Raw genomic sequence first — 23,699 nt, forward strand, 5'->3', positions numbered from 1 at the left:
ATGGCCCACCCCCACGACCCCTTCCGCACCCCGGCCGCTCCCGCCGACCCCCTCGACCCGTCCGACGCCTCCGCCGGGGACGCCCCCGAGGACCGCCCCATGGGCTTCGGGGAACCCTTCGACTCGGGGCTGGCCCACAGCGAGGCACTCCTCGCCGGGAGGGAGCTCGCCGCCGCCGAGGACGTCCTCCTCCAGCTCCTCGACGCGGCCGAACGCCTCCCGGACAGCCCCGACGTGCGGTTCCTGCGGGGACTGCTGCTCACGGACGTGGGCATGGTCCGCTCCGAGCGCGGCGCACCGGGCGACGGGGTCCCCGCCCTGGACGGCGCGCTCGTCCTCCTGCGCGCCGTGGAGCCCCACGCCACCGGCCCCCGCGGCCGCCCCCTGTGGCTGTCCATCCTCCTCAAGGCCCTCCTGGAACGCGCCGAGGCCGCCCGCAGGTCGGGCGACCACCGCACCGCGCACACCCTGCTGGACGAGGCCGACCTCAGGGCCGGGGAACCGTGCGACGACGGCGCCCGCCGGGCCGAACTCGCCGACTCCCGGGCGCGCCTGCTCATGGAGCGCGGCGACTGGGGCGCGGCCGAGGAGCTCCTCACCGCCGCCCTGGCCACCGCCCCCGAGGGACCGGCCCCCTACCTGCTGACGTCCATGGGCCTGCTCCTGGCGAGCACCGGCCGGCCCGAGCAGGCCGAGGACCACCTGGACCGCGCGGCCGAGCGCTTCCGCGCGCTCGACCCCGCCGAAGCCGAACCGGCCTTCCTCACCGGCCACCGGGGGTTCGCCGCCGTGCGCCGGGGCGACCTCGACGCGGCCGAACGCCTCTACCGCACGGCCTCCGTCGCCCTCGAACGCCAGGGCGACCACGTGTCCCTGGCGGTGTGCGAACAGGCCCGCTCGCTGATCGCGCAGGCCAGGGGATCGGCCGACGCCGCCCGCGAGCTGGCCGCCTCCTCCCTGTCCCGCTTCGAGGACCTCGGGGTGCGCCTGGCGGCGGCGGACGGCCTCGTCGTGACCGCCCGGCAGGCGTTCGAGGCGGGGGACCACCTCGCGATGAAGGACATGTGCGAGCGGGCCCGCGCCGTCTTCGAGGAGATGGGCGCCTACGAGCGGTGCGCCCAGACCGACTTCCTCGTCGCCCGGGCCGTGGACGGACTACTGCGGGCGGGCCGCTTCGAAGGACACGAGCGGGAGGCCCTGGACTCCGCACTGGCCCTGGCGCTCCCCGCGTCCCTCGCCCTGGAGTCCATGCGGGCCGACTTCGCCACCGGGCACGCCCGCGACCAGTGGTCGGCGCTCTCCCGGAGCGCCGTCCGCCTCGTCTTCGAGCTGGCCCTGCTGCGCCGAGACCAGGGGCTGCTGTTCGAGCTGGTGGAGTTCCGCTGCGCCGGAGCCCCCCTGGCCCCCGCGCCCGCGGCGGAGGGGGCCTTCCCCGGGCCGGGGGCCAGGGGATCCCTCGCCCCTCCGGACCCGGAGGGACCGGACCTGCCCCCCTCCGGAGGGGGAGCCGTGGACGTCTCCCTCGCGGCCGGGGGAGGGCAGGACCCAGGCGCCCGGGGCGCCGCCGGGGTGAGGGTCGCGCTGCCGCCCCGCGTCCTGATGGGGGAGGGCACCGACCGCACCGCGCTCCAGGAGTACGTCGTCGCGGCCGAGGGCCGGTACCGGCGCAGGGTGACCTCCGACCGGACCGTCGTCGCCACCGCCGGGCCGTCCCCCTCGTTCCCGTCTCCGGTGCCGACCGTGCTGGTGCGGCTCGCGGACGCCGGGGACCTGTACATGACCTGGCGGTGGACGCTCGGCGCCCAGGGCTTCGGCACCGGGTACGCGCCCGGGGACGACGCCGACGCGGTGACGGCCGAACTCGCCGCCGCACTGCCCGGTCCCGGAGAGGACGTGGCCGCGGCCCTCGCAGACGGGGCCATGACCGACCCCGCGCGGGAGCGGGACCTCGCCGCCCGGCTGGCCTCGGTCCTGTGGCCGGCCGAGCTCACCGACCAGATCCGCCAGGTGGGGGAGGGGACGGGCGTCCGCCCGCTGGTGCGGGTGCAGCCGTCCCCGCGCACCGGCCAGGTGCCCTGGGAGCTCCTGGCCGTGGACGGCGACCAGCGGCTGCTCGACCTGGCGGACGTGGTGCTGGCGGTGCCGCTCGCCCTCGGGGCGCCGACCGACGCCCAACCCGCCCCAACCGCTCCACCCGGAACACCGCCCCCACCGGCGGCGTCCGGGGCACCCGGCCGTCACAGGCCGGGGGAGCACGGGGCCGCCCCGCCCCCCGGCCCGGCCGCGCCCACGGGCCGCACCGCGACCGCCCCCGCCGTCCTCGTCCTCGACCCCCGGGTCCCGGGCTTCCGCGCGGACTCACCGCTCGGGTCGGTCCTGGGCAGACCGGGCACCGACCCCGACCTGCTGGCCCTGGTCCGCGCCCACCGGGACGCGGACGACATGCTGCCCGCGGTCTCCGCCCCGGAGGAGGCCCTGCGCCGCACCGACCAGGACCGGGAGTGGCTGGGACGCGCCCTGCGATCGGGCGCCCGCCGCCTGCTCTACGTCGGCCACGTCACGTCCGCCCCGGTGGAGGGCGGCCAGAGCGAGGACGCCCGCCTGCACCTGTGCTGCGGCCCCGAAACCGAGGGGCACGCCGAGGTCGTCCGCTCCCACCGGCCGCTCTCCGCCAAGGACCTGCTCACGGGCGGCGCCGACGGCCGCCCCGGGGCCGAGCTCTGGCCCTCGCCTCCCCGGGTGGGGCTCATCGCGTGCGAGAGCGGCGCGGACGCCCGCTTCACCGAGTCCTTCGGGCTGGCGTCGGCCGTGCTCCGCAACGGCGCGGACCTGGTCACCTCCGCCCGGTGGGTGCTGCCCACCAACCTCGCCCTTCACCGCTTCGGGAGGGTGCCCCCCGACGAGCGCCCCCTGTCCGCGCTGGTGGCGGCGGTGGACGCCGCCCACGACGCGCCCGACCCCGTGCGCGCGCTGGCCGACTGGCAGCGCACCCGGCTGGACCGCTGGCGCACGGCAGGGGACCCCTCCGCGACCCCGCTGATGTGGGCCGCCCTGGTCACCGCCACCGCCGAGCCGCCCCGGAGCCGCTGACCCGGAGAACGCCCCGCCCCGCCGGACCGGCGCCCGCCCGTGCTCCTTCCGACCCTCCGGGCCCCGGGCCGCCCGACCGTCCCCACCCGTGAAAGGCGATCCGCCGTGAACGCACCCCGCCCGCTGTTCGACGCCCACCTGCACATCGTCGACACCCGCTTCCCGCTGGTGGCCAACGGCGGCTACCTGCCCGAGGAGTTCACCGCCGAGCACTACCGGCGGCGCGTGGCGGACCTGGGGGTGGTGGGCGGGGCGGTCGTCTCCGGATCCTTCCAGGCCTTCGACCAGGGCTACCTCCTGGACGCCCTGGAGCGGCTGGGGCCCGGGTTCGTCGGCGTCACCCAGATCCCCCACGACACCCCCGACGCCCGCATCGCCGAACTCGCCGCCAAGGGCGTGCGCGCGGTCCGGTTCAACCTGCGCCGGGGCGGTTCGGAGGGCGCCGAGCACCTGGAGGCCCTCGCCCGGCGCGTGCACGCCGTGGCCGGGATGCACACCGAGCTCTACGTCGACGCCCGCGACCTGGGGCGGATCGCCGACACCGTGGCCGCGCTCCCGGCGGTGAGCGTGGACCACCTGGGCCTGCACGCCGACGGTCTCCCGGACCTGCTCCGCCTGGTGGAGCGGGGGGTGCGGGTCAAGGCCACCGGTTTCGGGCGCGTGGACCTGGACCCGGTGGCGGCGATGCGCGCGGTGCTGGAGGTCGACCCGTCCGCGCTGATGGCCGGCACCGACCTGCCCTCCACCCGCGCGCGACGGCCGTTCGAGGACACCGACCTGGACCTGGTCGCCCGGGCCGCCGGGGAGCACCTGGACGCGGTGCTCCACGACAACGCCGCCGCCTTCTACCGCGTGGGGAGCCGGGGGAGCGGCCGTCCCGGCCCCTCTGACCCGGTGTCGCTGAGGCGGCCGGGGCCTGGGACCGCGGCTTCTCCCGCAAGGCCCCGCCCCCCATCCCGCAAGGCCCCTCCCCCCTCCCGATGATCTTGTACCTATAGCGAGGTTCGGCGCCTTGGGGTCAAGTGGTTGTTGCAAGAAGGAACTCGTTGAGGGCCTCGGCCGGGGCGCGCGCCGGACCGGCCTCCGACCGGCTCACCGTTCCCGGACGGCGTCCGACCCGAGGAAGGCGAGCACGAGCGTGACGACCCGCTCGGGGAACTGGTCGTGCGGGTAGTGCCCCGCGCCCTCGATCATCTCCAGGCGTCCGAGGCCGGACGGCAGGGCGTCGACGATCGCCGTCCCCTCGGCGTGCGGGTCGGCCCAGTCGGGGTCGAGTGTGCCCATCACGACCAGGACCGGGCAGCGGACGCCGCCGAGGTGCGCGCCGGCGTCGGCCGGGGCGCTGCGGCCCATGTTCTGCAGGGCCTTCATCCGGCCCGGCTCGCGCAGCAGGGAGTCGATGCGGTCGAGCCGCTCGGCCCAGTGGTCCGGCTTGGCGCCGGGGTAGGCCACGTCGAGGTAGGAGCGCCAGAGCGGCACGCTGCCGAGCGCTCCCGCGCCGAGCAGCCGCAGCATGCCCTGCCGGAAGCGCCTCACCCGCAGGTCGCCGAGGCGGATCGTCTGCTCGCGGGTGAACGGCGCCAGCTCGACGACCGCGGTGACCAGCGAGGGCTCCTGTGCCGCGGCGATGGTGGCGGCCCCGCCGGAGAACGAGTGGCCGACGAGCACGGCCGGGCCGCCCAGGTGGCGGATCACGGCGAGCAGGTCCGCGGCGACGGCGGTGCGGGTCCATTCCGGCCAGTCGACGCCGGACTCCCCGCTGCCGCGCAGGTCCACGGCGGCGACCCGGTAGCCCGCCGCCACCAGCGGCGGAACCACGGCGCGGTAGGCGGCGCGGCTGTCGCCCATGCCGTGCGCGAGGACGACCAGCGGCCCGGTGCCCGACACCTCGTAGGCGATCGTGCCGCCGTCGACGGCGAGGTACTCGGTCATGGCATCCCCCAAGTGGCTAAGTGCGTTAGCTAAAAGCTAATGGCATTAGCCAGTCTTGTCAACGGCGTGTCCGCCGGGGGATCCGCGTCCCCGGCGGCACGCGGGACCGCCCGTGCCGTCGCGCGGGGGCGGCGCCGACCGCAGGGGCGGAGCGCGGAGCCCCCGCCGCGTCCACATCCCGCACCCGGTCCCGAACGCACCCGTGCCCCCGCCCGAGCCGGGCGGGGGCACGGGACCGGGGTCAGACGCCGTGGAGGGACCCGCGCGCCTCCGCGTAGGCGCGCCGTACGAGGGGCGCGTCGACGGGCTCCAGCTCGGCGCCCTCGCCGAGGTCCCAGACCGGCGGCTCGGCGGTGCCCGCCAGTGCCCAGGCCGCCTGGCGGGCCGCGCCGACCGCGACGTACTCGGCGGGCGGCGGCACCGCCACCGGGACCCCCAGGACCGTCGCCGCGACCTCGCGGACCGCGGCCGACCGGGCGGCCCCGCCCACGAGCAGGACCCGCCCGACCGGCACGCCGGTGCGGGTCATGGCGGACAGGCCGTCGGCCAGCCCGCACAGCATCCCCTCCACCGCCGCGCGCGCGACGTTCTCCGGCCGCATGTTGGCCCGCCGCAGCCCGTGCAGGGAACCGGCGGCGTCGGGCAGCACCGGTGTGCGCTCGCCGTCCAGGTAGGGCAGGAGTACGACCCCCTCCGCGCCCGGTTCGGCGGCCAGCGCGAGCGCGTCCAGCCCGGCCAGGTCCACGCCGAGCATCGCCGCGGTCGCCCCGAGGACCCGCGCCGCGTTCAGCGTGCACACGAGCGGCAGGTACCGCCCGGTCGCGTCGGCGAACCCGTTGACGATCCCGTCCGGGTCCCGGCTCGGGCCCTCGCTCACCGCGAACACGGTCCCGCTGGTCCCCAGGGACACCACGGCGTCGCCCGGCCGCAGCCCCAGCCCCAGGGCGGCGCCCATGTTGTCACCGGTCCCGGGGGCGATCACCGCGCCCGACGGCGTGTGCCCCACGACCTCGGAGGGCCCGGCCACCCGGGGCGCCTCCAGTTCGCGTCCGAACGCCCTGGCCATCAGGTCGGTGCGGTAGGACCCCTCGGCCGGCGACCAGTACCCCGTGCCCGAGGCGTCGCCCCGGTCGGTGACGGGGCCGGCCCCGCCGCCGGCCAGCCGCCAGGTCAGCCAGTCGTGGGGGAGCATCACACCGGTCGCACGGGCGGCGTTCTCCGGCTCGTGCTCGGCCAGCCAGCGCAGCTTGCTGACGGTGAGGCTGGCGTTGGGCACGTTGCCCACGGCCCCGGCCCACTCCGCGGGCCCGCCCAGTTCGCCGATCAGGTCCAGGGCCGCCTGCGCCGAGCGGGTGTCGTTCCACAGCAGGGCCGGGCGGACGACCCCGCCGTCCGCGTCCACGGCGATCATGCCGTGCTGCTGTCCGGCGACGGCGACCGCCGCCACGTCGTCGAGCAGGCCCGAGGAGGCCTCCTCCAGGGCGGTCCACCACTCGCGGGGGTGGACCTCGGTTCCGTCGGGGTGCGATGCGCGGGCCTCGCGCACCACCGCTCCGCTTTCGGCGTCGCAGACCACGATCTTGCAGGACTGGGTCGAGCTGTCGATTCCGGCGACCAGTGCCATGTCGGCTCCGTGAGGGTGAGGGGGGCGGGTGCTTCGGAGGGTGGCGGTTCGGAGTGGGGGGAGGGTTCGGCGCGCGGGCAGGTGCGCGGCGGGGAACGGCCCGGGCGTGCCGGCCGGCGGCTCAGAGGACCGCCGCCTCGATGAGCGTGCGCGCCGTCGTGGTGTCGGTGACCAGGGAGGACACCACACCGGTCTTGAGCACGGAGTGGATCGCCTGCGCTTTGCCGGCGCCTCCGGCGACCGCGACGACCTCGGGCACGTCGCGCAGCTGCTCCAGGGTGATGGCGATGATCCGCGAGGTCAGCTCCGGTGCGGTCGGTGTGCCGTGGACGTCCACGGTCCGGGCGCACACCTCGGCCTGCACACCGTCGCGTTCGAGGGCGGCGCCCTCGGCCGGGGAGAGGGCGTCCCGGACCAGGGACAGGGTCGGTGACCAGGATCCGATGGCGACCACCGCCTTGTCCAGCTCCGTGTAGCGCTGCATCGCCCCGGCCACCTGGGGCTGGGCGCGCAGGGCGTCGGCGGTCGCGGGGTCGGAGACCACGAGCGGGGCGTAGATGGGGTAGGCCGGGCCGCGCGCCAGGCTGGCGACCCGCCGGACCAGCTCCACCGAGTTCTCCTCCACGCCGCCGGGGAGCACGCCGGTCAGCTGCACGACCGTGCACCGGGGCAGCTCGTCCAGCGCCAGCGTCATCGCGTTGAGCGTGCGCGAGCAGGCCAGGCCCAGGGTGTCGTCCTCCTCCAGGATCTCGGTGAGGTACTCGGCCGCGATCCGCCCCAGGCCGCGGTGCATGGCGCCGCCCTCGCCGGGGTCGACGACCGCGATCGCCTGGTGCAGCCCGTAGGCGGTCCGCAGCTGGTGGGAGAGGTCGGTGTCGACCTCGGTGGGCTCGGCGATCTCGATGCGCACGATGCCCGCCGCGCGCGCGTCGTCGAGGATGCGCGCGACCTTGAACCGGCTGATCCCGAAGTCCTCGGCGATGCGGATCTTCGACTCCCCGGCGATGTAGTACCTGCGCGCGATGGCGGTGGCGCGGATCAGTTCCGCCGGTCGGAACGCGGGTTTCATCGACATCCTCCAGGGGTTCGCTCATATGAGCATGCTGACGCTCATTATTGCATCCCGTCTTGACCCGTGATGCCAGTCACAACTTAAATGAGCCGCACGTTGCTCATCTGCTCAGAAGTCTGCTCATCTGAGCAGACCCGTGGCGGCCTGACACCCCCACGGGACACGGCTCCCCGCAACCCGGGCCGCCCCCCAGGAGGAAGAACATGCTCACACGCACGACGCGGCGCGGACTTCCCGCCGTGGCCGCCGCCACCGGCCTGGCGCTCCTCGCCACCGCTTGCGCCGGCGCGGGAGGCGGCGGCTCCGACGGGGAGCGCGTCGTCACCGTCGCCACGGTGGCCAACCCCCAGATGGACGACATCCAGGCCCTCGCGGACGAGTTCAACGCCTCGCACCCCGGCATCACCGTCGACTTCGTCGTCCTGCCCGAGAACCAGCTCCGCGACCGCGTCACCCAGGACATCGCCACCCGGGGCGGCCAGTACGACGTGGTCACCGTGGGCACCTACGAGGTGCCCATCTGGGCGGAGAACGGCTGGATCCTCGGCCTCGACGAGTACGCCTCCGACCCCGACTACGACATCGACGACATCATCCCGACCGTGCGCTCCGCCCTCTCCCACGAGGACCGGATGTACGGGGCGCCCTTCTACGGCGAGTCGTCGCTGCTGATGTACCGCGAGGACCTGTTCGAGGAGGCGGGCCTGGAGATGCCCGACGAGCCGACCTGGGAGGACGTCGCCGCCTTCGCGGAGGAGCTGGACGACCCCGAGGGCGGCGTCTCCGGGATCTGCCTGCGCGGCGTCCCCGGCTGGGGAGAGCTCCTCGCCCCGCTCAACACGGTCATCCTCACCCACGGCGGCCGGTGGTACGACGAGGACTGGAACGCGCACCTGGACTCCCCCGAGGTCGAGGAGGCCGTCCGGACCTACGTCGACCTGGTGGGCGGGTACGGGCAGCCCGGGGCGCCCAACGCCGGGTTCACCGAGTGCCTGACCACCATGGCCCAGGGCGACGCCGCCATGTTCTACGACTCCACCGTCGCAGCGGGCAACCTGGAGGACCCCGACTCCAGCAGCGTCGCCGGCGACATCGGCTACGCCCCCGCCCCGGTCGCCCGGACCGAGCACGCGGGCTGGCTGTGGGCATGGGCGCTGTCGATCCCCACGACCTCCACCGACCCCGGGGCCGCCTGGGAGTTCGTCTCCTGGGCCACGTCCCGCGAGTACCACCGCCTGGTCGGGGAGCGCCTCGGCTGGGAGCGCGTGCCGCCCGGCGCCCGCGTCTCGACCTACGACATCCCCGAGTACCGGGAGGCGGCCGAGGCCTTCGCCGGTCCCACCTACGAGGCCATCGGCAACGTCGACGTGGAGCGGCCCGGCCTGCACCCGCAGCCGTGGACCGGCGTCCAGTACGTCGCCATCCCCGAGTTCCAGGACCTGGGCACCCGCGTCTCCCAGGAGATCTCCGCGGCCATCGCCGGACAGCAGTCCGTCGAGGAGGCGCTGCGCAAGTCCCAGGAGTACGCGGAGGAGACGGCCCTGTCCGGCGGCTACCGCGACTGAACCGGGTCCGGGCCACCCCGGCCGCACCACACCGCCACCGCCACGACACCTTCGAGGAAGCCCATGACCGCTCAGACCACGCCGGACACGGCGCGGCGCGGGCCCACCACGCGCGAACCCGCGCGGGGGGAGCGCTGGATACGCCGGACCCCGCTGCTGCCGGGCCTGCTGTTCGTCGTCGCGATGACGCAGATCCCGTTCCTGTTCACCGTCTACTACAGCTTCCAGGACAGCAACCTGCTGCGGCCGGACTCCGGCTCCTTCGCCGGGATCGCCAACTACGGCCGGGTCCTGGGGGACCCGCTCTTCCGCAACGCCGTCGCGAACACGGTCGTCCTGACCGCCGGCGCCGTCCTGCTCTCCCTGGCCCTCGGGCTGGCGCTCGCGGTCCTCCTCGACCGCTCCTTCCCCGGCCGAGGGGTCGTGCGCACCCTCCTGATCACACCGTTCCTGGTCATGCCCGTCGCCGCGGCACTGCTGTGGAAGACGTCCGTGTACCACCCCGTCTACGGACTGCTCAACTGGGCGCTGTCCCCGTTCGGGGTCGAGGCGGACTGGGTCAACGACTTCCCGCTGCTGTCCGTCGTCATGGTCCTCACCTGGCAGTGGACGCCGTTCATGATGCTCATCATGCTCGCCGGCCTGCAGAGCCAGTCGCCGGAGGTGCTGGAGGCGGCGCGCGTCGACGGCGCCCGGCCCCTCGCCGTCTTCCGACGCATCACCTTCCCGCACCTGCGCCGCTTCGTGGAGCTGGCGCTGCTGCTCGGCACGATCTACATCGTCCAGACCTTCGACGCCGTCTACATGATCACCCAGGGAGGCCCCGGCCAGGCCAGCACCAACCTGCCCTACTTCATCTACCTGCAGGCCTTCCGCGCCTTCGACGTGGGCGAGGCCGCGGCCGCCGGGGTCATCGTGGTGGCCGCCACCCTGGTCGTCGCCATGTTCGCCCTGCGGGTGGTCTCCAGCCTCTTCGAGGAGGAGTCGTGACAAGCGTGACCGAGGCGCCGGCCCCCGCCGCAGCCCCCGAGGCGGGGCCCGCCCCCCGCAGGCGCCGACGCCGGCCGCTCCGCCCCGCCGCGGGCCTGCTCGCCTGGGCCGTGGGACTGCTGTTCTTCTTCCCGGTCCTGTGGATGTTCCTCACCGGGTTCAAACAGGAGTCGCAGGCCTCCACCGACCCGCCGACCCTCTTCTTCCGACCCACCCTGGACCAGTACGCCGCCGTGCTCGGCCGCGACTTCGTGCCGTACCTGCTCAACTCGCTCCAGGCCTCGGTCCTGTCCACGCTCCTGGCCGTCGTCCTGGGCCTCCCGGCCGCCTACGCGCTCTCACTGGTGCGCATCCCCCAGTGGCGGGACTCGCTGTTCTTCTTCCTGTCCACCAAGCTGCTGCCGCCGGTGGCCATGATCCTGCCGCTCTACGTCATCGCCCAGAACCTCGGCGCCCTGGACGACGCCCGCACCCTCACCCTCGTGTACACGGCCATGAACATGCCGATCGCGGTGTGGATGATCCGCTCCTTCCTGGTCGAACTGCCCAAGGAGGTGCTGGAGGCCGCCCGGATGGACGGCGCGCCCAGGCTCACCGAGATGCGGCGCGTCATCCTGCCGATGATCGCGCCCGGACTGGCCGCGACCGCCCTGATCTGCTTCATCTTCGCCTGGAACGAGTTCTTCTTCGCCGTCAACCTCACCGCCACCCGAGCCGCCACCGTGCCCGTGTTCCTCGTCGGCTTCATCAGCGGCGAGGGGCTGTTCTGGGCCCGCCTGTCCGCCGCCTCCACCATGGCGGCCCTGCCCGTGATCATCGCCGGATGGACCGCCCAGCGCTGGCTGGTCCGCGGCCTCTCCCTAGGAGCTGTGAAGTAATGCGTGCACTCGTCGTCAGCGAACCCGGCCACTTCTCCCTCGAGCGGGTGGAGGACCCCGCTCCCGGACCCCGCGAGGTGGTCGTCGCCCCCTCCGCCGTGGGCGTCTGCGGCACCGACCTGCACATCATCGACGGGGAGTTCGCCCCCACGCCCTACCCGATCGTCCCCGGCCACGAGTTCGCGGGAACGGTCGTCGCGCTCGGATCGGAGGTCACCGGCCTGGCAGTGGACGACCGCGTGGCCGTCGACCCCTCCCTGTTCTGCGGCGCGTGCTCCAAGTGCGTCGTCGGCCGGGGGAACCTGTGCGAGAGCTGGAACGCCATCGGCGTCACCGGCCCCGGGGCCTGCGCCGAACTCGCCGTCGCCCCCGCCGCGTCCTGCTACCCGATCCCCGAGCACATGCCCTTCTCCCACGGCGCGCTCATCGAGCCCCTGTCCTGCGCGGTGCACGGCTTCGACCTGCTCCCGGGCCGGGTCGGGGAGCACTACCTCGTGTACGGGGCGGGAACCATGGGCCTGCTGATGGCCCAGCTCGCGCGTTCCGCCGGGGCCGCGAGCGTGTCCGTCGTGGACCCCAACAAGGACCGGCTGGCGGTGGCCGCCTCCCTCGGCGCCGACGCCGTCGCCCCCGGCCCCGACGAGCTCGACCGCCGCGACTGGGAGGTCGTCGTCGACTGCACCGGCGTGGTCGCCGCCATCGAGGACGGGCTGACCCGCGTCGCCCGGGGCGGCACCTTCCAGGTGTTCGGGGTGGCGCCGGCCGAGGCCACCGCGTCCTTCTCGCCGTTCCGCGTCTACAACGACGAGATCACCGTCGTGGGCAGTATGGCCGTTCTGCACAGCTACGGGCGGGCGGTGGACCTCATGGCCAAGGGCGTGGTCGACGCCGACGCCATGGTCACCGACACCTTCGCCCTGGACGGCTTCGGCGACGCCGTCGACGCCTTCCGGGCGGGCCGTGGCCGCAAGCTCCAGATCAACCCCCAGCTGTAGAGGAGGAATCCGCCGTGGCATCGGTCGGTTTCGAGAAGGCCACCCACTTCTACCCGGGCACGGAGGCGCCCGCCGTCGACGAGCTGAGCCTGGAGGTGGAGGACGGGGAGTTCCTGGTGCTCGTGGGTCCCTCCGGGTGCGGGAAGTCCACCTCGCTGAGGATGCTCGCGGGGCTGGAGGAGGTGGACTCGGGGACCATCCGCATCGGGGGTGAGGACGTCACCGACAGCAGCCCGCTGGAGCGCGACATCGCGATGGTCTTCCAGTCCTACGCGCTCTACCCGCACATGTCGGTGGCGCAGAACATGGGGTTCGCCCTGGAGATGGCCAAGGTCGCCAGGCCGGAGCGGGAGCGCAGGGTCCTGGAGGCCGCCCGGCTCCTGGACCTGGAGCCCCTGCTGCACCGCAGGCCCAAGGCGCTCTCCGGGGGGCAGCGCCAGCGCGTCGCGATGGGGCGCGCGATCGTGCGCGAGCCCCGGGTGTTCCTCATGGACGAGCCCCTGTCCAACCTGGACGCCCAGCTGCGCGTGTCCACCCGCACGCAGATCGCCGCGCTCCAGAAGCGGCTGGGCGTGACCACCGTCTACGTCACCCACGACCAGGTCGAGGCGATGACCATGGGCGACCGGGTGGCGGTGCTCAAGGACGGGGTGCTCCAGCAGTGCGACAGCCCCGTGCGGCTGTACGAGCACCCCGCCAACGCCTTCGTCGCCGGGTTCATCGGCTCCCCGGCGATGAACCTGAGGGAGTTCCCCCTGAGCCGGGAGGGGGTCCGGGTCGGCGACGCCGACCTGCCGCTCACCCCCGGCCAGCGGCGCAGGCTCGCCGACGAGGGCGCGTCCTCCGCGCTGCTGGGCTTTCGCCCCGAGGCGGTCGACCTGGTGGGGGAGGGCGAGGGGTTCGCGATGGAGGTGGGCCTGGTCGAGCACCTGGGCGCCGACTGCTACCTGTACGGCGGCCTCCCCGGGCATCCGGCCGACGGCGATCTGGTGGTGCGGGTGGCGCCGCACGCGGCTCCGGCGGCGGGTGCGACCGTGCGCCTGGGCGTGCGCCCCGGACGGGTGCACGTGTTCTCGCCGGGAACGGGGGAGCGCCTGGACGGCTGAGCGCCCCGCCGCCGCCCGGCCTCCGGGCGGCGGCGGGCTCCACGGTCCGGACGCCCCCTCCCGGTGGCACGGCCCTCCGGGGGCGCCCCGTGCCAGGGACGCCCCCGCGTGCGGCGCGGTACGGGAAGGGGTCAGCGCAGGGCCGAGACCCCGCCGAACGCACCCCGGTGGTAGACGAGCGGCGGACGCGGATCGTCCAGCACCAGCGTGTGCGTCACCTCCCCGACCACCAGCCAGTGGTCGCCGATCAGCCGGGTGTCGAACCGGGAGCAGACCAGGTGCGCCGAGGCCCCGTCCAGCAGCGGGACCTGCGACGGCCCCCGGCTCCACGCCGTCGGCGCGGCGAACCGGTCCTCCCCCCTGCGGGCGAACCGGTCGGCCAGGTCGGACTGCTCCTCGGTCAGCAGCTGCACCCCGAACTCGCCCGCCCTGCGCAGCGCCGGCCAGGTCGTGGAGGACTCCGCGATGTAGAAGGACACCAGCGGCGGGGCGAGGCTGACGCTGGTGAAGGAGGTGGCGGTCAGCCCCACGGGCCGCCCCTCCACGCTGGCGGTGATGATGACGACCCCGGCCGGGTGGTTGCGCAGCGTCGCGCGGAAACGGTCGGCCTCCGCCAAGGACGGGGAAGCGGTCTCGGCGATACTCAACGGACTCTCCCTTGTGGTGGGTGAAGAGAGGGGGGAGGACTCAGACGGCGGCCGACCGGGTGCGCACCGCCGCGCGCAGCACGGGCGCCGCGCGCCCGGCCCACGGCGCGAGCACCCCGTCCAGGCGCGGAGTGCCGTCGGTCCCGCCGTCGGAGGGGACCGCGTCCTGGAGCAGGGCCAGTCCGGACGCCGGAACGGTCGCGCCCAGTTCGAGCAGCAGCGGGCGCAGGTGCACGTCCACGGCCAGGGTGTGGGCCGCGGACGCCATCACCAGCACGGGCACGGCCGTCACCCCCGCCAGCCCGCCGGACGGCAGCAGGTCCAGGAACACCTTCAGCAGACCGGTGTAGGTCGCCTTGTAGGTGGGGCTGGCCACGACCAGCAGGTCGGTGGCGCGCACCCTCTCCAGGGCGGCCTCCACCTGCGGCTGCGGGCCGGGGGCGAGCAGCAGCTGCCGGATCCGCGACAGGTCGATCAGGTCGTCCGGTCCGGGCACGTCCGGCAGTCCGGCCGCGTCCGCGGCGTGGCGGGCCACGGCCAGGCCGGCGGTGGCGGTACGGGAGTTCGGCCGGGGATTGCCGACGAGGACGGTGGTGGTGGTCATGGCGGTCTCCGGTGCGGGGGCGGTCAGGACGTGGCCGGGGCGGACACGGCGAAGGGGACGTGGGGGGCGGCGGACTCCTCCCCTCCCTCCGGGTGCTCCCACAGCCCGCGCTCCCGCAACAGCGGCAGTACCCCCTCGCCGAACCAGTAGGCCTCCTCCAGGTGGGGGTAACCGGACAGGACGAACTCGGTGGCGCCCGCCCGGTGGTACTCCTCGATCAGGTCGGCGACCTGGGCGTGGCTGCCCACCAGTGCGGTGCCGGCCCCGCCCCTGGCCAGGCCCACACCCGCCCACAGGTTGGGGTGGACCTCCAGGTCGGCGGCGCTTCCGCCGTGCAGTTCGAGCATCCGGCGCTGGCCCTCGGACTCGCTCATGGCCAGGTGGTGCTGCACCTGCCCCACGGTGTCGGGGGCCAGCCCGTCGAGCAGGCGCTGGGCCTGCGCCCACGCCTCCTCCGCGGTGTCCCGGCTGATCACGTGCAGCCGCACGCCGTAGTCGAGTGTGCGGCCGCGCTTGGCCGCCAGGGCGCTGACCCGGTCGATCTTGTCGGCGACCGCGCCGGGCGGCTCACCCCACGTCAGGTACGTCTGCACGCGGCGGGAGGCCACGTCGAGCGCGGCGGGGGAGGAGCCGCCGAAGTAGACCGGCGGCAGGGGGTCCGGCGCCTTCGCGAGCCGGGCCCCCTCCACCGTGACGTGCTCTCCCCGGAAGTCGACGGTCTCCCCGCGCCAGAGCCGTTCGACCACCTGGAGGAACTCGTCGGTGCGCGCGTACCGGGCGTCCTTGTCGAGGAAGTCGCCGTGCTGCCTCTGCTCGGCGGACTCGCCGCCGGTCACCACGTTGAGCAGGAGACGTCCGCCGCTGAGCCGCTGGTAGGTCGCGGCCATCTGCGCCGCCAGGGTGGGCGAGAGGAGCCCGGGGCGGAACGCCACCAGGAACTTCAGCCGCCTCGTGCTCCCGGCCAGCATCGCCGTGGTCAGCCAGGCGTCCTCGCACCACGCGCCGGTGGGGGTGAGGACGCCCTCGAACCCCAGCCGCTCGGCGGCTCCGGCGATCTGGGCGAGGTAGTCCAGGGTCGGCTCGCGGGTCCGCCAGGCCGAGGCCACGACGTCCGCGCCGTGGCCGCCGCCGACGATGCCGCGGCTGTCCCCCTGCGTGGGCAGGAACCAGTGGAAGGTCAGGGGCATTGAGGGACGCTCCTCCGTTGCGGGATCAGATCTGACCGTGCCGCGGTGGGCGGCGACGGTTGAGGGAGTACTCCCCGACGTGCTGGACCTTCCAGCGCACCGGGTCGTGGACGGTGTGGGTGCGGGCGTCGCGCCAGTGGCGGTGCAGGTTCTCGGAGTCGGCCGCGGCCCGCGTGCCCGCCACCTCGAACAGGGCGGAGGAGACCTCCACGGCGGCCCGTCCGCCGGCGACCTTGGCTGCGGCCACGGCGACCGAGGCCTCTGCGGTGGCGTCCTCCGCGCCGGGGGCGCCCCCGGCCAGGACGGCGTCGGCGGCGTCCACCCGGTCGGCGGCGGAGGCCAGCAGGGCCTCCGCGGCGCGCACCTGGATCTCCAGCTCGCCGAACCGGTGGACGAGCAGCGGGTCCTCGGGCGCGGTGTCGACGCCGCTCTCGAACCAGGGGCGGCTCTTGGAGCGCACGAAGGCCGCCGCCTCGGCCAGGGCGCCGCGCGCCGCGCCGATGTCGATGGCGGCGTGCAGCAGCTGCGCGAACGCGCCGTAGGTGGTGGGCCCCTCGAACGTCAGGTACTGGGGCAGGACCAGGTCGTCGGGCACGGCCACGTCGGCCAGGTGCACCGTTCCGCTGGCGGTGGTGCGCTGGCCCATGCCGGCCCAGTCGTCCTCGACGCGCACGCCCGGGGCGTCGGCCGGGACGAAGGCGATGTGCGGGCGCGGTCCGTCCGGGGTGGCCGCGGGGGCGACCACGGCGATCCAGTCGGCGAGCAGCGAACCCGTGGCGTAGTACTTGCTGCCGTTGACCCGCCAGCCCCCGCCGCCGCGCTCCAGGCGGGTGGCGTGGGTGTGCGCGGTCCTCCCGGACCGCTCGGCCTGGGCGTTGGAGACGAGCGCGCCGGCGAGGACGTCGCCGAACACCCGTGCCCGCGCGGTCCCGCCCCCGCGCAGGCGCAGCGCGTTGAGGAACGCGAAGTGCGGCTGCGGGATCTGCGCCAGGCTGAGGTCGGCGGTGCCGAGCAGGCGCAGTATCTCGGCGACGGTCCCGGCGCCCGCGCCGGCCCCGCCCAGGGCGCGGGGCACGGTGATCCCGAGCAGGCCCGACCGGGCCAGCTCGCGGACCTGCTCCCGGGGCAGACAGCGGTCGCGGTCGCGCCCGCAGGCGCCCTCCGCGAACCGGGGGACCAGGGCGCGGGCGGCCTCGACGGCCTCCGCGTCCGAGGCGATGACCCGGACCTCGCCGCCGGTCGTGCCGGGGGTGGGGCCGGTGACGGTCTCGGACATGGTGAACCTCCTGCTGGGACGCACGCCGACGTGTGCCAGTAAATACCTACCGGAATTATGGGGAATCAAAGCACAGGTCGGTGTGCGGCGGGCGGCGGTTCCGTGTCCTCGGCGTGGTGTTCGACCAGGGGCGCCGTGCGGGGGCGGATTCGGTCGGGGGCATGTGCGGGGTATGCGGCGGTCCCTGTCGGATGTCGGGCATCGGGTCGGCCTCCCGTCCGATCGCGCGGCGTGGAGGGCGTTCCGGGCCGAGGGTCGGGCGGCTCCGCGCATGGCAGCCCCCTCGACCCGGAACGCCGGGACCGGCCTCGCGTTCGTCCACCCGGCGGGGTGGCCCGGGCGGCGCGGGTGGTCGGCGGGTCCTGGCCGACGGCTCCGCGATTCCGTCGGCCTCGTCCACCAGCCTGATCCGCTAACCCCATTTTGTCAACCGAAAAAGTAGGGAATCTTCGGTGGTGCGTGCGGGGGGAGTGGGAACGTGCAGGTCGGGCGGGGTGTGTCGAGGGGTGTGGTGGCGCCGGGGCGGGCGTGACACGTGCGACGGGAGGCTCCTACCAACTAAACCTGTAGGGAATGTGGTTTACTGCGGTCATGGCAGTCAGAACACCGTCACACCTGCGGCCCCCTGCCTTCGACGGGCACTGTTAGCGGCCGCCGGACCAGCGCAGACTCCGACCGCCCACGAATCCGAGAGCAAGAACCCATGACCGACACCGCAGCCGCGCCCGCCGCGCCGACCCCGCTCACCCTGGACCGCCTGTCCGAGCTGACCGCCGCGGTCGCCGAGGAGGTCCGCCAGGGGCTCCACGAGATCCGCTTCGACGCCGAGAACCGCTGGTCGGTCCGCCTGCGCGCCGACGACTACACCGACGTCTGGCTCATCTCCTGGACGCCCGACCAGTCCACCCGGCTCCACGACCACGCCGGTTCGCTGGGCGCGCTCACCGTCGTCGCCGGGGAGCTGGTCGAACGCTACTGGGACGCCGGCCTGCGCGAACGCACCCTGGCCGACGGCGGGGGCGGCCGGTTCCCGCTCGGCCACGTGCACGACGTGGTCAACGCCGCCGCCGCGCCCGCCGTCAGCGTGCACGCCTACTCGCCGCCGCTGACCGCCATGCACTACTACGAGGTCAGCGGCGACAACGCGCTGCGCCGCACCGGCAGCATCCTGACCAGCGACCCCGAGCCCGACGTCCCCACGCTGGACGCCGTGCCCACGGCCGGGGCGGGGGAGCGGCGGTGAGCGCGATCGAACGGCTCCTCGACGGCAAGCGCGCCCGACTCGAACGGCTCTCGCCGGCCGAGGCGCTGCGCGCCCAGGAGGAGGGCGCGCTGCTGGTCGACACCCGGCCCGCCGTCAACCGCGAGGCCGAGGGGGAGATCCCGGGGGCGCTGGTGATCGACCGCAACGTCCTGGAGTGGCGGCTGGACCCCAGCAGTCCCGACCGGGTGCCCGAGGCCGACTCCGTTGACCGGCTCATCGTGCTGTTCTGCAACGAGGGGTACGCCTCCAGCCTGGCCGCCGTCCAGCTCCAGGAGCTGGGGCTGGCGAGGGCCACCGACATGGCCGGCGGTTTCCGCGCCTGGCGCGCCCGCGGGCTGCCCACCACCGAGCCCGTGCTCCGCGCCGAGTCCGGACCCGGGGCCGCACGCCGGGGCTGAGGTTCCGGCTCCCCGCGCCGGGGCCGGTCCCGTCTCCGTGTGCCGGACACGGGGGCCGTGCTCCCCGTATCGTCACCGTCGGGCCCGGTCCCACGCCCCTCCCGGGCGTCGGAACCGGGTCTGGCGCCTTGCGCGGCCATTAAATACACTAAATGAGTAGGTTTAGTGTAGTAAGTCGCCGTTCCGGTCGTATCCCGTCCCGTCCCCCGAGGGCGCCCCCGCGCCCGGAGATCGAGGAGAACCATGAGCGAGACACCCACCACGCCCGCGTCCACGCCCGAACCGGCTCCCCCGCGCCCCCGGTGGCGGAGCGGCGAGGACTGGGCGGCCACCGTCACCGGACTCGTGCTGCTCGGCCTGGCCCTGCTCGGGGTCATCCCGGCGGGACTGGTCCCCTGATGGCCACGCACACCCCCGGCCCCGGAGAGGACGCCTCCCGGGCCGACGGCGCCGGCGCGACCGGGACCGCGGACGGCACTGCGGTCGGCCCCGACGACACCACCGGCGGCCCCGAGGGCGGCGCGACCGGCGACGGCGGGGCCGACGCCCGGGAGGACGCGGATGCCCCGCGCGGACCCGGCGCACCGCTCTGGTCCGCCCTCGGCCTCCTCGTTGTCCTCGCCCTGGCCGCGGCCACCCGCTTCCTGGAGTCCTGGGTCCCCGCCGCCGCGGAGGGGTCCCCGCTGGGCGGCTTCGCCGAGGCCGTCGAGTACCCCGTCTACGCGATCCTGCTCGGCCTGCTGGGCAACCTGGTGCTCTCCCTCCTGGGGGTGCGCGACCGGCTGGCCCCGGCGTTCAGGACCGAGTTCCTCATCAAGACGGGCCTGGTCCTGCTCGGCTCCACGGTCCTGTTCGACGTCATCGCCCAGGCCGCCGGGCCCGCCGTCCTCCAGGCCCTGTTCCTGGTCACGTCGGTGTTCCTGTTCACCTGGTGGGTGGGCGGCAAGCTCGGCCTGGACGACCGGCTGCGGGCGCTGCTCGCCTCGTCGGTGTCCATCTGCGGGGTCAGCGCCGCCATCGCCGCAGCCGGAGCCGTGCAGGCGCGCAGGGAACAGCTCGCCTACACCGCGAGCCTGGTCATCCTGTTCGCCGTCCCCTCGATCTTCCTGCTGCCGTGGCTGGTCGGCGTGCTCGGACTGAGCACCGCCCAGGCCGGCGCGTGGATCGGCGGCAACATCGACACCACGGCGGCGGTCGCGGCCTCCGGGGCGATCGTCGGAGAGGAGGCCCTCCAGATCGCCTCCATCGTCAAGGCCACCCAGAACGTCCTGATGGGCGTCGTGGCGGTGCTGCTGACCGCCTACTTCGCCTTCAGGGTCGCCCCCGCCGAGGGCGGCGGCGCGGTGGAGCGCCCCGGCCTGCGCACCCTGTGGGACCGGTTCCCCAAGTTCGTGCTGGGGTTCCTGGCCGCCTCGGTCGCCGCGACCCTGTGGTCCAACGGCCCGGCCGCCGACCCGCAGGCGGGCCTGGACACCGCCAGGGCCCTGCGCGACTGGTTCCTGATCGCGGCGTTCACCAGTATCGGCCTGGAGTTCAAGCTCGGCTCGCTGCGCGAGGCGGGCTGGCGGCCGATCGGCGTGTTCGGCCTCGCCACGGTGTTCAACCTGGCGGTCGGACTGCTGCTCGCGGTGCTGCTCTTCCGCGGCTTCGCCTTCTAGGGGCGTCCGGCCGGGGCCGCTCCGGCCGGCGGAGGAGAGGGACGCGGCGCCTCCCGGCGGAGGCGCCGCGCCCCGCCGTGTCCGGGAGGCCCGCTCCCCGGACGCCGGCGGCCGGTTCCGGCGGCTGACCGCTTCCGCGGGACCGGGCGGTCCCGACGGCCGTCCCGAGGAGGGGCGGGTCTCCGGTGGGGCCGCCCGGCGGCGGCCCCACCGGTCAGACGCCCAGGGGCGGCGACGGGGGGCCGTGGTAGATGTAGCCGACCTTGCGCACGGTCGCGATGAGGTCCCCGGCCCGGCCGAGCTTGCGGCGGAGCCGGTGGATGTGCACGTCGATGGTGCGCGAGTGCAGGTCCTTGCGGGTGCCCCACACGCGCTCCATCAGCTCGCCGCGGGCGATCGCGCGGCCGGGGGAGTCGGCGAGGCACTCCAGGAGCTCGTACTCCTGGTAGGTGAGCTCGACCTCCTGCCCGCCGGACCAGACCCGGCGGGCGTCGCGGTCGATCAGCAGGGCGGCGCCCGGGACGGGGAGCGGCCTGGCGCGGGCGTGGGGCTCGTCCACCACCACCCCGTAGACCAGCATGTACTTGCCGCTCTCGGGCAGGGGCAGCACGCCGAGGAGCGAGTGGTCGGAGCCGGGCTCTTCGGGGGAGGTCAGGACGGGGCCGCCGACGGCACCGCCCGGCCCCGCCTCCGGCCGGGGCAGGGCGGCCAGGGGCGGTTCGCCGCGCAGCGGGGCCGCGCTCCGCAGGGGCACGGCACGGGTGTCGACGCTGGGGAGTGAGCTGTGTGCGCTGAGCATGCCACCATCATGCGCCGTATTCCCGTTAATTTCTACCGGATTAGTCGGTAATATGGTCCGTGTGGTTCATGCCACGCGAAGGGCGGGGCGAAACGGATTATTCCTACCAAACCGGTGGGATAGTGTCTGATTGGGTCGGTAATACCCCACAGGGGGCACTGCCCGCCCGGGCCGCCGGTGTTCGCGCCGACGCCGGGACCCCCGCGATCCTCCACCCCACGATCCCCTAAGGAGTGCACATGCGCACGACCTCAGCCGTCATCGGCGCCGCCGCCGTCACCCTGGCGCTCTCCGCCTGCGGCGCCCCCAGCGAGCAGGCCGCCGAGGCCGAGAACGGCGGCGGGGACGTCCTGACCGTTGGGGTCAGCCCCGTGCCGCACGGCGACATCCTCGCCTTCATCGACGAGAACCTCGCCGAGGAGGCCGGGCTGGACCTGGACATCGTGGAGATCTCGGACTACAACACCCCCAACGCGGCCCTGGTCGAGGGGGAGCTGGACGCCAACTACTTCCAGCACCGCTCGTTCCTCGGAGAGTGGGTCGAGAACGGTCCCGACGCCGAGCTCGCCTACATCACCGACGTCCACATCGAGCGCCTCGGCCTCTACTCCGAGAGCGTCGAGAGCGTCGAGGACCTGCCGGACGGCGCCGAGGTCGCGGTGCCCAACGACCCCGCCAACCTCGCCCGCGCGCTCGGCGTCCTGGAGGCCGAGGGCCTGATCACCGTCGACCCGGAGGCCGGCGAGTCCGCCACCGAGAACGACATCACGGACAACCCCCGGGACATCACCGTCACCCCGCTGGAGGCCGCCCAGCTGCCGCGCTCGATCTCCGACGTGGACGCGGCGATCGTCAACGGCAACTACGCCATCGAGGCGAACCTGCCCGAGGAGTCCAACGTCCTGGCCTGGGAGCCGGAGGGCGAGGACTACGTCGAGGCCTACGCCAACGGCCTGGTCGCCCTGGAGGAGAACGCCGAGGACGAGCGCGTCCAGCTGCTCGCGGAGCTGCTGCACGACGAGCGCGTCCTGGAGTTCGTCCAGGAGTCCTGGCAGGGCGTCGTCCTGGCGGTCGACGGCGACGGCAACGTCGTCGAGACCGGTGGGGCGGCCGACGAGGAGTAGCCGTCCGGCGGCCCGGCCGGCCGCCGCGCACCCTCCCCCGTTCCCCCGAGGGCGGTGGAGCCTCCCGGCTCCACCGCCCTTCGGCGTGTCCGGGGTCGGACGCGGGGTCGTCCGGGGCGCGCACGCAGGCCGCCGGTCACGTTCCGGAAGAAGGGGCGGACCCACCGTGACCAGGACTCTCCCGTGATGGAGAGGCATATGTGTGACCTGCATCACCATGGGGTAAGTTCCACAAAACCTACTCATTTAGTAGAGTTTTACGCGACCGGCCCGACCCGCCCCGAACCCCCGAATGAGGACCCGAGATGAGCATGCGCACGTCTGTGCTTCCGACCGCCGCCGCAGTACTGGCACTGGGACTGGTCGCCACCGGGTGCGGGAGCGAGGGGGAAGGGGGCGGCGGGGACGGGGGCTCCGGCACCCTCACCCTGGGCTACTTCCCCAACATCACCCACGTCCCGGCCCTGGTCGGCGTGGAGAACGGGACCCTCGCCGAGGCCCTCGGCGACACCGCGCTGGAGACCCAGACCTTCAACGCGGGCCCCGACGCCATCAACGCCCTGTTCGCGGGCGAGGTCGACGCGACCTTCATCGGCCCCAACCCCGCCATCAACGGATGGGCGCAGTCGGAGGGCACCGCGCTGCACATCATCGCCGGGTCCACCTCCCGGGGCGCCGGACTCGTGGTCCGGCCCGGCATCGACAGCGTCGAGGACCTGCCCGGCACCACCCTCTCCACGCCCCAGCTGGGCAACACCCAGGACGTGGCGCTGCGCTGGTTCGCCCAGGAGCAGGGCTGGGAGGTCGACACCGAGGGCGGGGGCGAGCTGTCCGTCCTGCCCCAGGACAACGCCGAGATCATCGACAGCTTCGTCCTCGGCGAGATCGACGGCGCGTGGGTGCCCGAACCGCACCTCAGCCGCCTGGTCGACGAGGCGGACGGCGAACTGCTCGTGGACGAGACCGACCTGTGGCCGGAGACCGGCGGCGAGTTCGTCACCACGCACCTGATCGTCAGCGCCGAGTTCCTGGAGTCCGACCCCGAGGCGGTCGAGAACCTGCTGCGCGGCCACATCGAGACCGTCGACTGGATCAACGAGAACCCCGAGGACGCCCAGACGGCGGCCATCGCCCACCTGGAGGCCCTCACCGGCGGCGGGCTCTCCCCCGAGGTCGTCGCCTCCGCGTTCGAGAACGTGACCTTCACGGTCGACCCGATCGCCCCCTCCCTCCAGGGCGGCGCCGAGCACGCCGAGGCCGTCGGCCTCCTCGACCCGGTGGAGCTGGACGGCATCTACGCCCTGGACCCGCTCAACGGCCTCCTCGCCGAGGCGGGCCGCGACGAGGTCGCCGGGCTCGGCTGACGGACGGCGGAGGGGCTCCGCCCCCGGGCCGGGATCCCACCGCCCGGGGGCGGAGGCCCCGCGCCGGCGTCGGGCCGCGGCGGCGGCCCGGCCGGGGCGGGGTGGCGGGGGGGCCGCTGGAGGGTC

The 23,699-nt window shown here is 74.5% G+C and carries 21 protein-coding genes; 13 read left to right on the top strand and 8 right to left on the bottom strand.

Annotation, left to right across the window (positions count from 1 at the left end):
- Nucleotides 1-3,090: a hypothetical protein gene (locus ABZ234_RS28065; protein WP_355014027.1), complete on the top strand. Its 3,090-nt coding sequence runs from the start codon at nucleotides 1-3 to the stop codon at nucleotides 3,088-3,090.
- A gap of 105 nt (nucleotides 3,091-3,195) precedes the next feature.
- Complete coding sequence (locus ABZ234_RS28070) at nucleotides 3,196-4,074, top strand: amidohydrolase family protein (RefSeq protein ID WP_355014028.1); 879 nt, start codon at nucleotides 3,196-3,198, stop codon at nucleotides 4,072-4,074.
- Nucleotides 4,075-4,182: 108 nt separating this feature from the next.
- On the opposite strand, the gene ABZ234_RS28075 is transcribed toward ABZ234_RS28070, so the two are convergent.
- The 3 genes from ABZ234_RS28075 to ABZ234_RS28085 all read right to left on the bottom strand — a co-directional run bounded on the left by ABZ234_RS28075 (nucleotide 4,183) and on the right by ABZ234_RS28085 (nucleotide 7,715).
- Nucleotides 4,183-5,022, bottom strand: a complete 840-nt coding sequence (locus ABZ234_RS28075) for an alpha/beta hydrolase (protein WP_355014029.1) — start codon at nucleotides 5,020-5,022, stop codon at nucleotides 4,183-4,185.
- A 241-nt stretch (nucleotides 5,023-5,263) separates the two neighbouring features.
- A complete protein-coding gene (gene xylB / locus ABZ234_RS28080; RefSeq protein WP_355014030.1) occupies nucleotides 5,264-6,646 on the bottom strand; it encodes a xylulokinase in 1,383 nt (460 codons plus the stop codon).
- 121 nt (nucleotides 6,647-6,767) lie between these two features.
- Nucleotides 6,768-7,715 (bottom strand): sugar-binding domain-containing protein, encoded by a 948-nt coding sequence (locus tag ABZ234_RS28085; RefSeq protein WP_267945448.1) that lies wholly within the window; start codon nucleotides 7,713-7,715, stop codon nucleotides 6,768-6,770.
- A 206-nt stretch (nucleotides 7,716-7,921) separates the two neighbouring features.
- Here ABZ234_RS28085 and ABZ234_RS28090 point away from each other — a divergent pair, with 206 nt between their 5' ends.
- The 5 genes from ABZ234_RS28090 (at nucleotide 7,922) to ugpC (ending at nucleotide 13,252) form a co-directional block, all read left to right on the top strand.
- Complete coding sequence (locus tag ABZ234_RS28090; protein WP_344181854.1) at nucleotides 7,922-9,283, top strand: sugar ABC transporter substrate-binding protein; 1,362 nt, start codon at nucleotides 7,922-7,924, stop codon at nucleotides 9,281-9,283.
- 63 nt (nucleotides 9,284-9,346) lie between these two features.
- Nucleotides 9,347-10,273, top strand: coding sequence for a sugar ABC transporter permease (locus tag ABZ234_RS28095; RefSeq protein WP_355014031.1), 927 nt, complete (start codon nucleotides 9,347-9,349; stop codon nucleotides 10,271-10,273).
- A 5-nt stretch (nucleotides 10,274-10,278) separates the two neighbouring features.
- Nucleotides 10,279-11,151: a carbohydrate ABC transporter permease gene (locus ABZ234_RS28100; RefSeq protein ID WP_267950434.1), complete on the top strand. Its 873-nt coding sequence runs from the start codon at nucleotides 10,279-10,281 to the stop codon at nucleotides 11,149-11,151.
- Nucleotides 11,151-12,146, top strand: coding sequence for a zinc-dependent alcohol dehydrogenase family protein (locus ABZ234_RS28105; RefSeq protein ID WP_344181858.1), 996 nt, complete (start codon nucleotides 11,151-11,153; stop codon nucleotides 12,144-12,146). The genes ABZ234_RS28100 and ABZ234_RS28105 overlap by 1 nt, the downstream gene beginning before the upstream one ends.
- A gap of 14 nt (nucleotides 12,147-12,160) precedes the next feature.
- The gene (gene ugpC / locus ABZ234_RS28110; protein WP_355014032.1) at nucleotides 12,161-13,252 is read left to right on the top strand and encodes a sn-glycerol-3-phosphate ABC transporter ATP-binding protein UgpC; all 1,092 of its coding nucleotides are present in this window, start codon (nucleotides 12,161-12,163) and stop codon (nucleotides 13,250-13,252) included.
- A 131-nt stretch (nucleotides 13,253-13,383) separates the two neighbouring features.
- Here the strand turns inward: ugpC and ABZ234_RS28115 are convergent, their stop codons facing one another.
- Genes ABZ234_RS28115 through ABZ234_RS28130 form a run of 4 tightly spaced genes read right to left on the bottom strand, consistent with a single transcriptional unit; the run spans nucleotide 13,384 to nucleotide 16,966 of the window.
- A complete protein-coding gene (locus ABZ234_RS28115) occupies nucleotides 13,384-13,899 on the bottom strand; it encodes a flavin reductase family protein (protein ID WP_267945443.1) in 516 nt (171 codons plus the stop codon).
- A gap of 40 nt (nucleotides 13,900-13,939) precedes the next feature.
- A complete protein-coding gene (locus ABZ234_RS28120; RefSeq protein WP_355014033.1) occupies nucleotides 13,940-14,503 on the bottom strand; it encodes an NAD(P)H-dependent oxidoreductase in 564 nt (187 codons plus the stop codon).
- 23 nt (nucleotides 14,504-14,526) lie between these two features.
- Entirely contained in the window at nucleotides 14,527-15,690 is a 1,164-nt protein-coding gene (locus ABZ234_RS28125) for an LLM class flavin-dependent oxidoreductase (RefSeq protein WP_355014034.1), read from the bottom strand.
- A 25-nt stretch (nucleotides 15,691-15,715) separates the two neighbouring features.
- Nucleotides 15,716-16,966, bottom strand: a complete 1,251-nt coding sequence (locus ABZ234_RS28130; RefSeq protein WP_355014035.1) for an SfnB family sulfur acquisition oxidoreductase — start codon at nucleotides 16,964-16,966, stop codon at nucleotides 15,716-15,718.
- A gap of 703 nt (nucleotides 16,967-17,669) precedes the next feature.
- On the opposite strand from ABZ234_RS28130, the gene ABZ234_RS28135 reads away from it, so the two are divergent.
- The 4 genes from ABZ234_RS28135 (at nucleotide 17,670) to ABZ234_RS28150 (ending at nucleotide 20,286) form a co-directional block, all read left to right on the top strand.
- A complete protein-coding gene (locus ABZ234_RS28135; protein ID WP_330158338.1) occupies nucleotides 17,670-18,209 on the top strand; it encodes a cysteine dioxygenase in 540 nt (179 codons plus the stop codon).
- Nucleotides 18,206-18,628, top strand: a complete 423-nt coding sequence (locus ABZ234_RS28140; RefSeq protein ID WP_355014036.1) for a rhodanese-like domain-containing protein — start codon at nucleotides 18,206-18,208, stop codon at nucleotides 18,626-18,628. Before ABZ234_RS28135 ends, ABZ234_RS28140 begins: the two co-directional genes overlap by 4 nt.
- 243 nt (nucleotides 18,629-18,871) lie before the next feature.
- Nucleotides 18,872-19,027 (top strand): hypothetical protein, encoded by a 156-nt coding sequence (locus tag ABZ234_RS28145; protein WP_355014037.1) that lies wholly within the window; start codon nucleotides 18,872-18,874, stop codon nucleotides 19,025-19,027.
- Nucleotides 19,027-20,286: a putative sulfate exporter family transporter gene (locus tag ABZ234_RS28150; protein ID WP_355014038.1), complete on the top strand. Its 1,260-nt coding sequence runs from the start codon at nucleotides 19,027-19,029 to the stop codon at nucleotides 20,284-20,286. Before ABZ234_RS28145 ends, ABZ234_RS28150 begins: the two co-directional genes overlap by 1 nt.
- 214 nt (nucleotides 20,287-20,500) lie before the next feature.
- On the opposite strand, the gene ABZ234_RS28155 is transcribed toward ABZ234_RS28150, so the two are convergent.
- The gene (locus ABZ234_RS28155; RefSeq protein ID WP_355014039.1) at nucleotides 20,501-21,085 is read right to left on the bottom strand and encodes a winged helix-turn-helix domain-containing protein; all 585 of its coding nucleotides are present in this window, start codon (nucleotides 21,083-21,085) and stop codon (nucleotides 20,501-20,503) included.
- 239 nt (nucleotides 21,086-21,324) lie between these two features.
- On the opposite strand from ABZ234_RS28155, the gene ABZ234_RS28160 reads away from it, so the two are divergent.
- Nucleotides 21,325-22,209, top strand: coding sequence for a MetQ/NlpA family ABC transporter substrate-binding protein (locus tag ABZ234_RS28160; RefSeq protein WP_355014040.1), 885 nt, complete (start codon nucleotides 21,325-21,327; stop codon nucleotides 22,207-22,209).
- 305 nt (nucleotides 22,210-22,514) lie between these two features.
- Entirely contained in the window at nucleotides 22,515-23,573 is a 1,059-nt protein-coding gene (locus tag ABZ234_RS28165; RefSeq protein WP_355014041.1) for an ABC transporter substrate-binding protein, read from the top strand.
- The last annotated feature ends 126 nt before the right edge of the window (nucleotides 23,574-23,699 follow it).

The sequence above is a fragment of the Nocardiopsis sp. NPDC006198 genome (assembly GCF_040613895.1).
Lineage (GTDB): Bacteria > Actinomycetota > Actinomycetes > Streptosporangiales > Streptosporangiaceae > Nocardiopsis > Nocardiopsis tropica.

Bases quoted from the DNA above. Each gene is read 5' to 3' on its own strand.
- xylB (WP_355014030.1), bottom strand. From the start codon at position 6,646: ATGGCACTGGTCGCCGGAATCGACAGCTCGACCCAGTCCTGCAAGATC.
- ABZ234_RS28065 (WP_355014027.1), top strand. From the start codon at position 1: ATGGCCCACCCCCACGACCCCTTCCGCACCCCGGCCGCTCCCGCCGAC.
- ABZ234_RS28160 (WP_355014040.1), top strand. From the start codon at position 21,325: ATGCGCACGACCTCAGCCGTCATCGGCGCCGCCGCCGTCACCCTGGCG.
- ABZ234_RS28105 (WP_344181858.1), top strand. From the start codon at position 11,151: ATGCGTGCACTCGTCGTCAGCGAACCCGGCCACTTCTCCCTCGAGCGG.
- ABZ234_RS28075 (WP_355014029.1), bottom strand. From the start codon at position 5,022: ATGACCGAGTACCTCGCCGTCGACGGCGGCACGATCGCCTACGAGGTG.
- ABZ234_RS28095 (WP_355014031.1), top strand. From the start codon at position 9,347: ATGACCGCTCAGACCACGCCGGACACGGCGCGGCGCGGGCCCACCACG.
- ABZ234_RS28145 (WP_355014037.1), top strand. From the start codon at position 18,872: ATGAGCGAGACACCCACCACGCCCGCGTCCACGCCCGAACCGGCTCCC.
- ABZ234_RS28150 (WP_355014038.1), top strand. From the start codon at position 19,027: ATGGCCACGCACACCCCCGGCCCCGGAGAGGACGCCTCCCGGGCCGAC.
- ABZ234_RS28090 (WP_344181854.1), top strand. From the start codon at position 7,922: ATGCTCACACGCACGACGCGGCGCGGACTTCCCGCCGTGGCCGCCGCC.
- ABZ234_RS28135 (WP_330158338.1), top strand. From the start codon at position 17,670: ATGACCGACACCGCAGCCGCGCCCGCCGCGCCGACCCCGCTCACCCTG.
- ABZ234_RS28165 (WP_355014041.1), top strand. From the start codon at position 22,515: ATGAGCATGCGCACGTCTGTGCTTCCGACCGCCGCCGCAGTACTGGCA.
- ABZ234_RS28120 (WP_355014033.1), bottom strand. From the start codon at position 14,503: ATGACCACCACCACCGTCCTCGTCGGCAATCCCCGGCCGAACTCCCGT.
- ABZ234_RS28125 (WP_355014034.1), bottom strand. From the start codon at position 15,690: ATGCCCCTGACCTTCCACTGGTTCCTGCCCACGCAGGGGGACAGCCGC.
- ABZ234_RS28155 (WP_355014039.1), bottom strand. From the start codon at position 21,085: ATGCTCAGCGCACACAGCTCACTCCCCAGCGTCGACACCCGTGCCGTG.
- ABZ234_RS28085 (WP_267945448.1), bottom strand. From the start codon at position 7,715: ATGAAACCCGCGTTCCGACCGGCGGAACTGATCCGCGCCACCGCCATC.
- ABZ234_RS28130 (WP_355014035.1), bottom strand. From the start codon at position 16,966: ATGTCCGAGACCGTCACCGGCCCCACCCCCGGCACGACCGGCGGCGAG.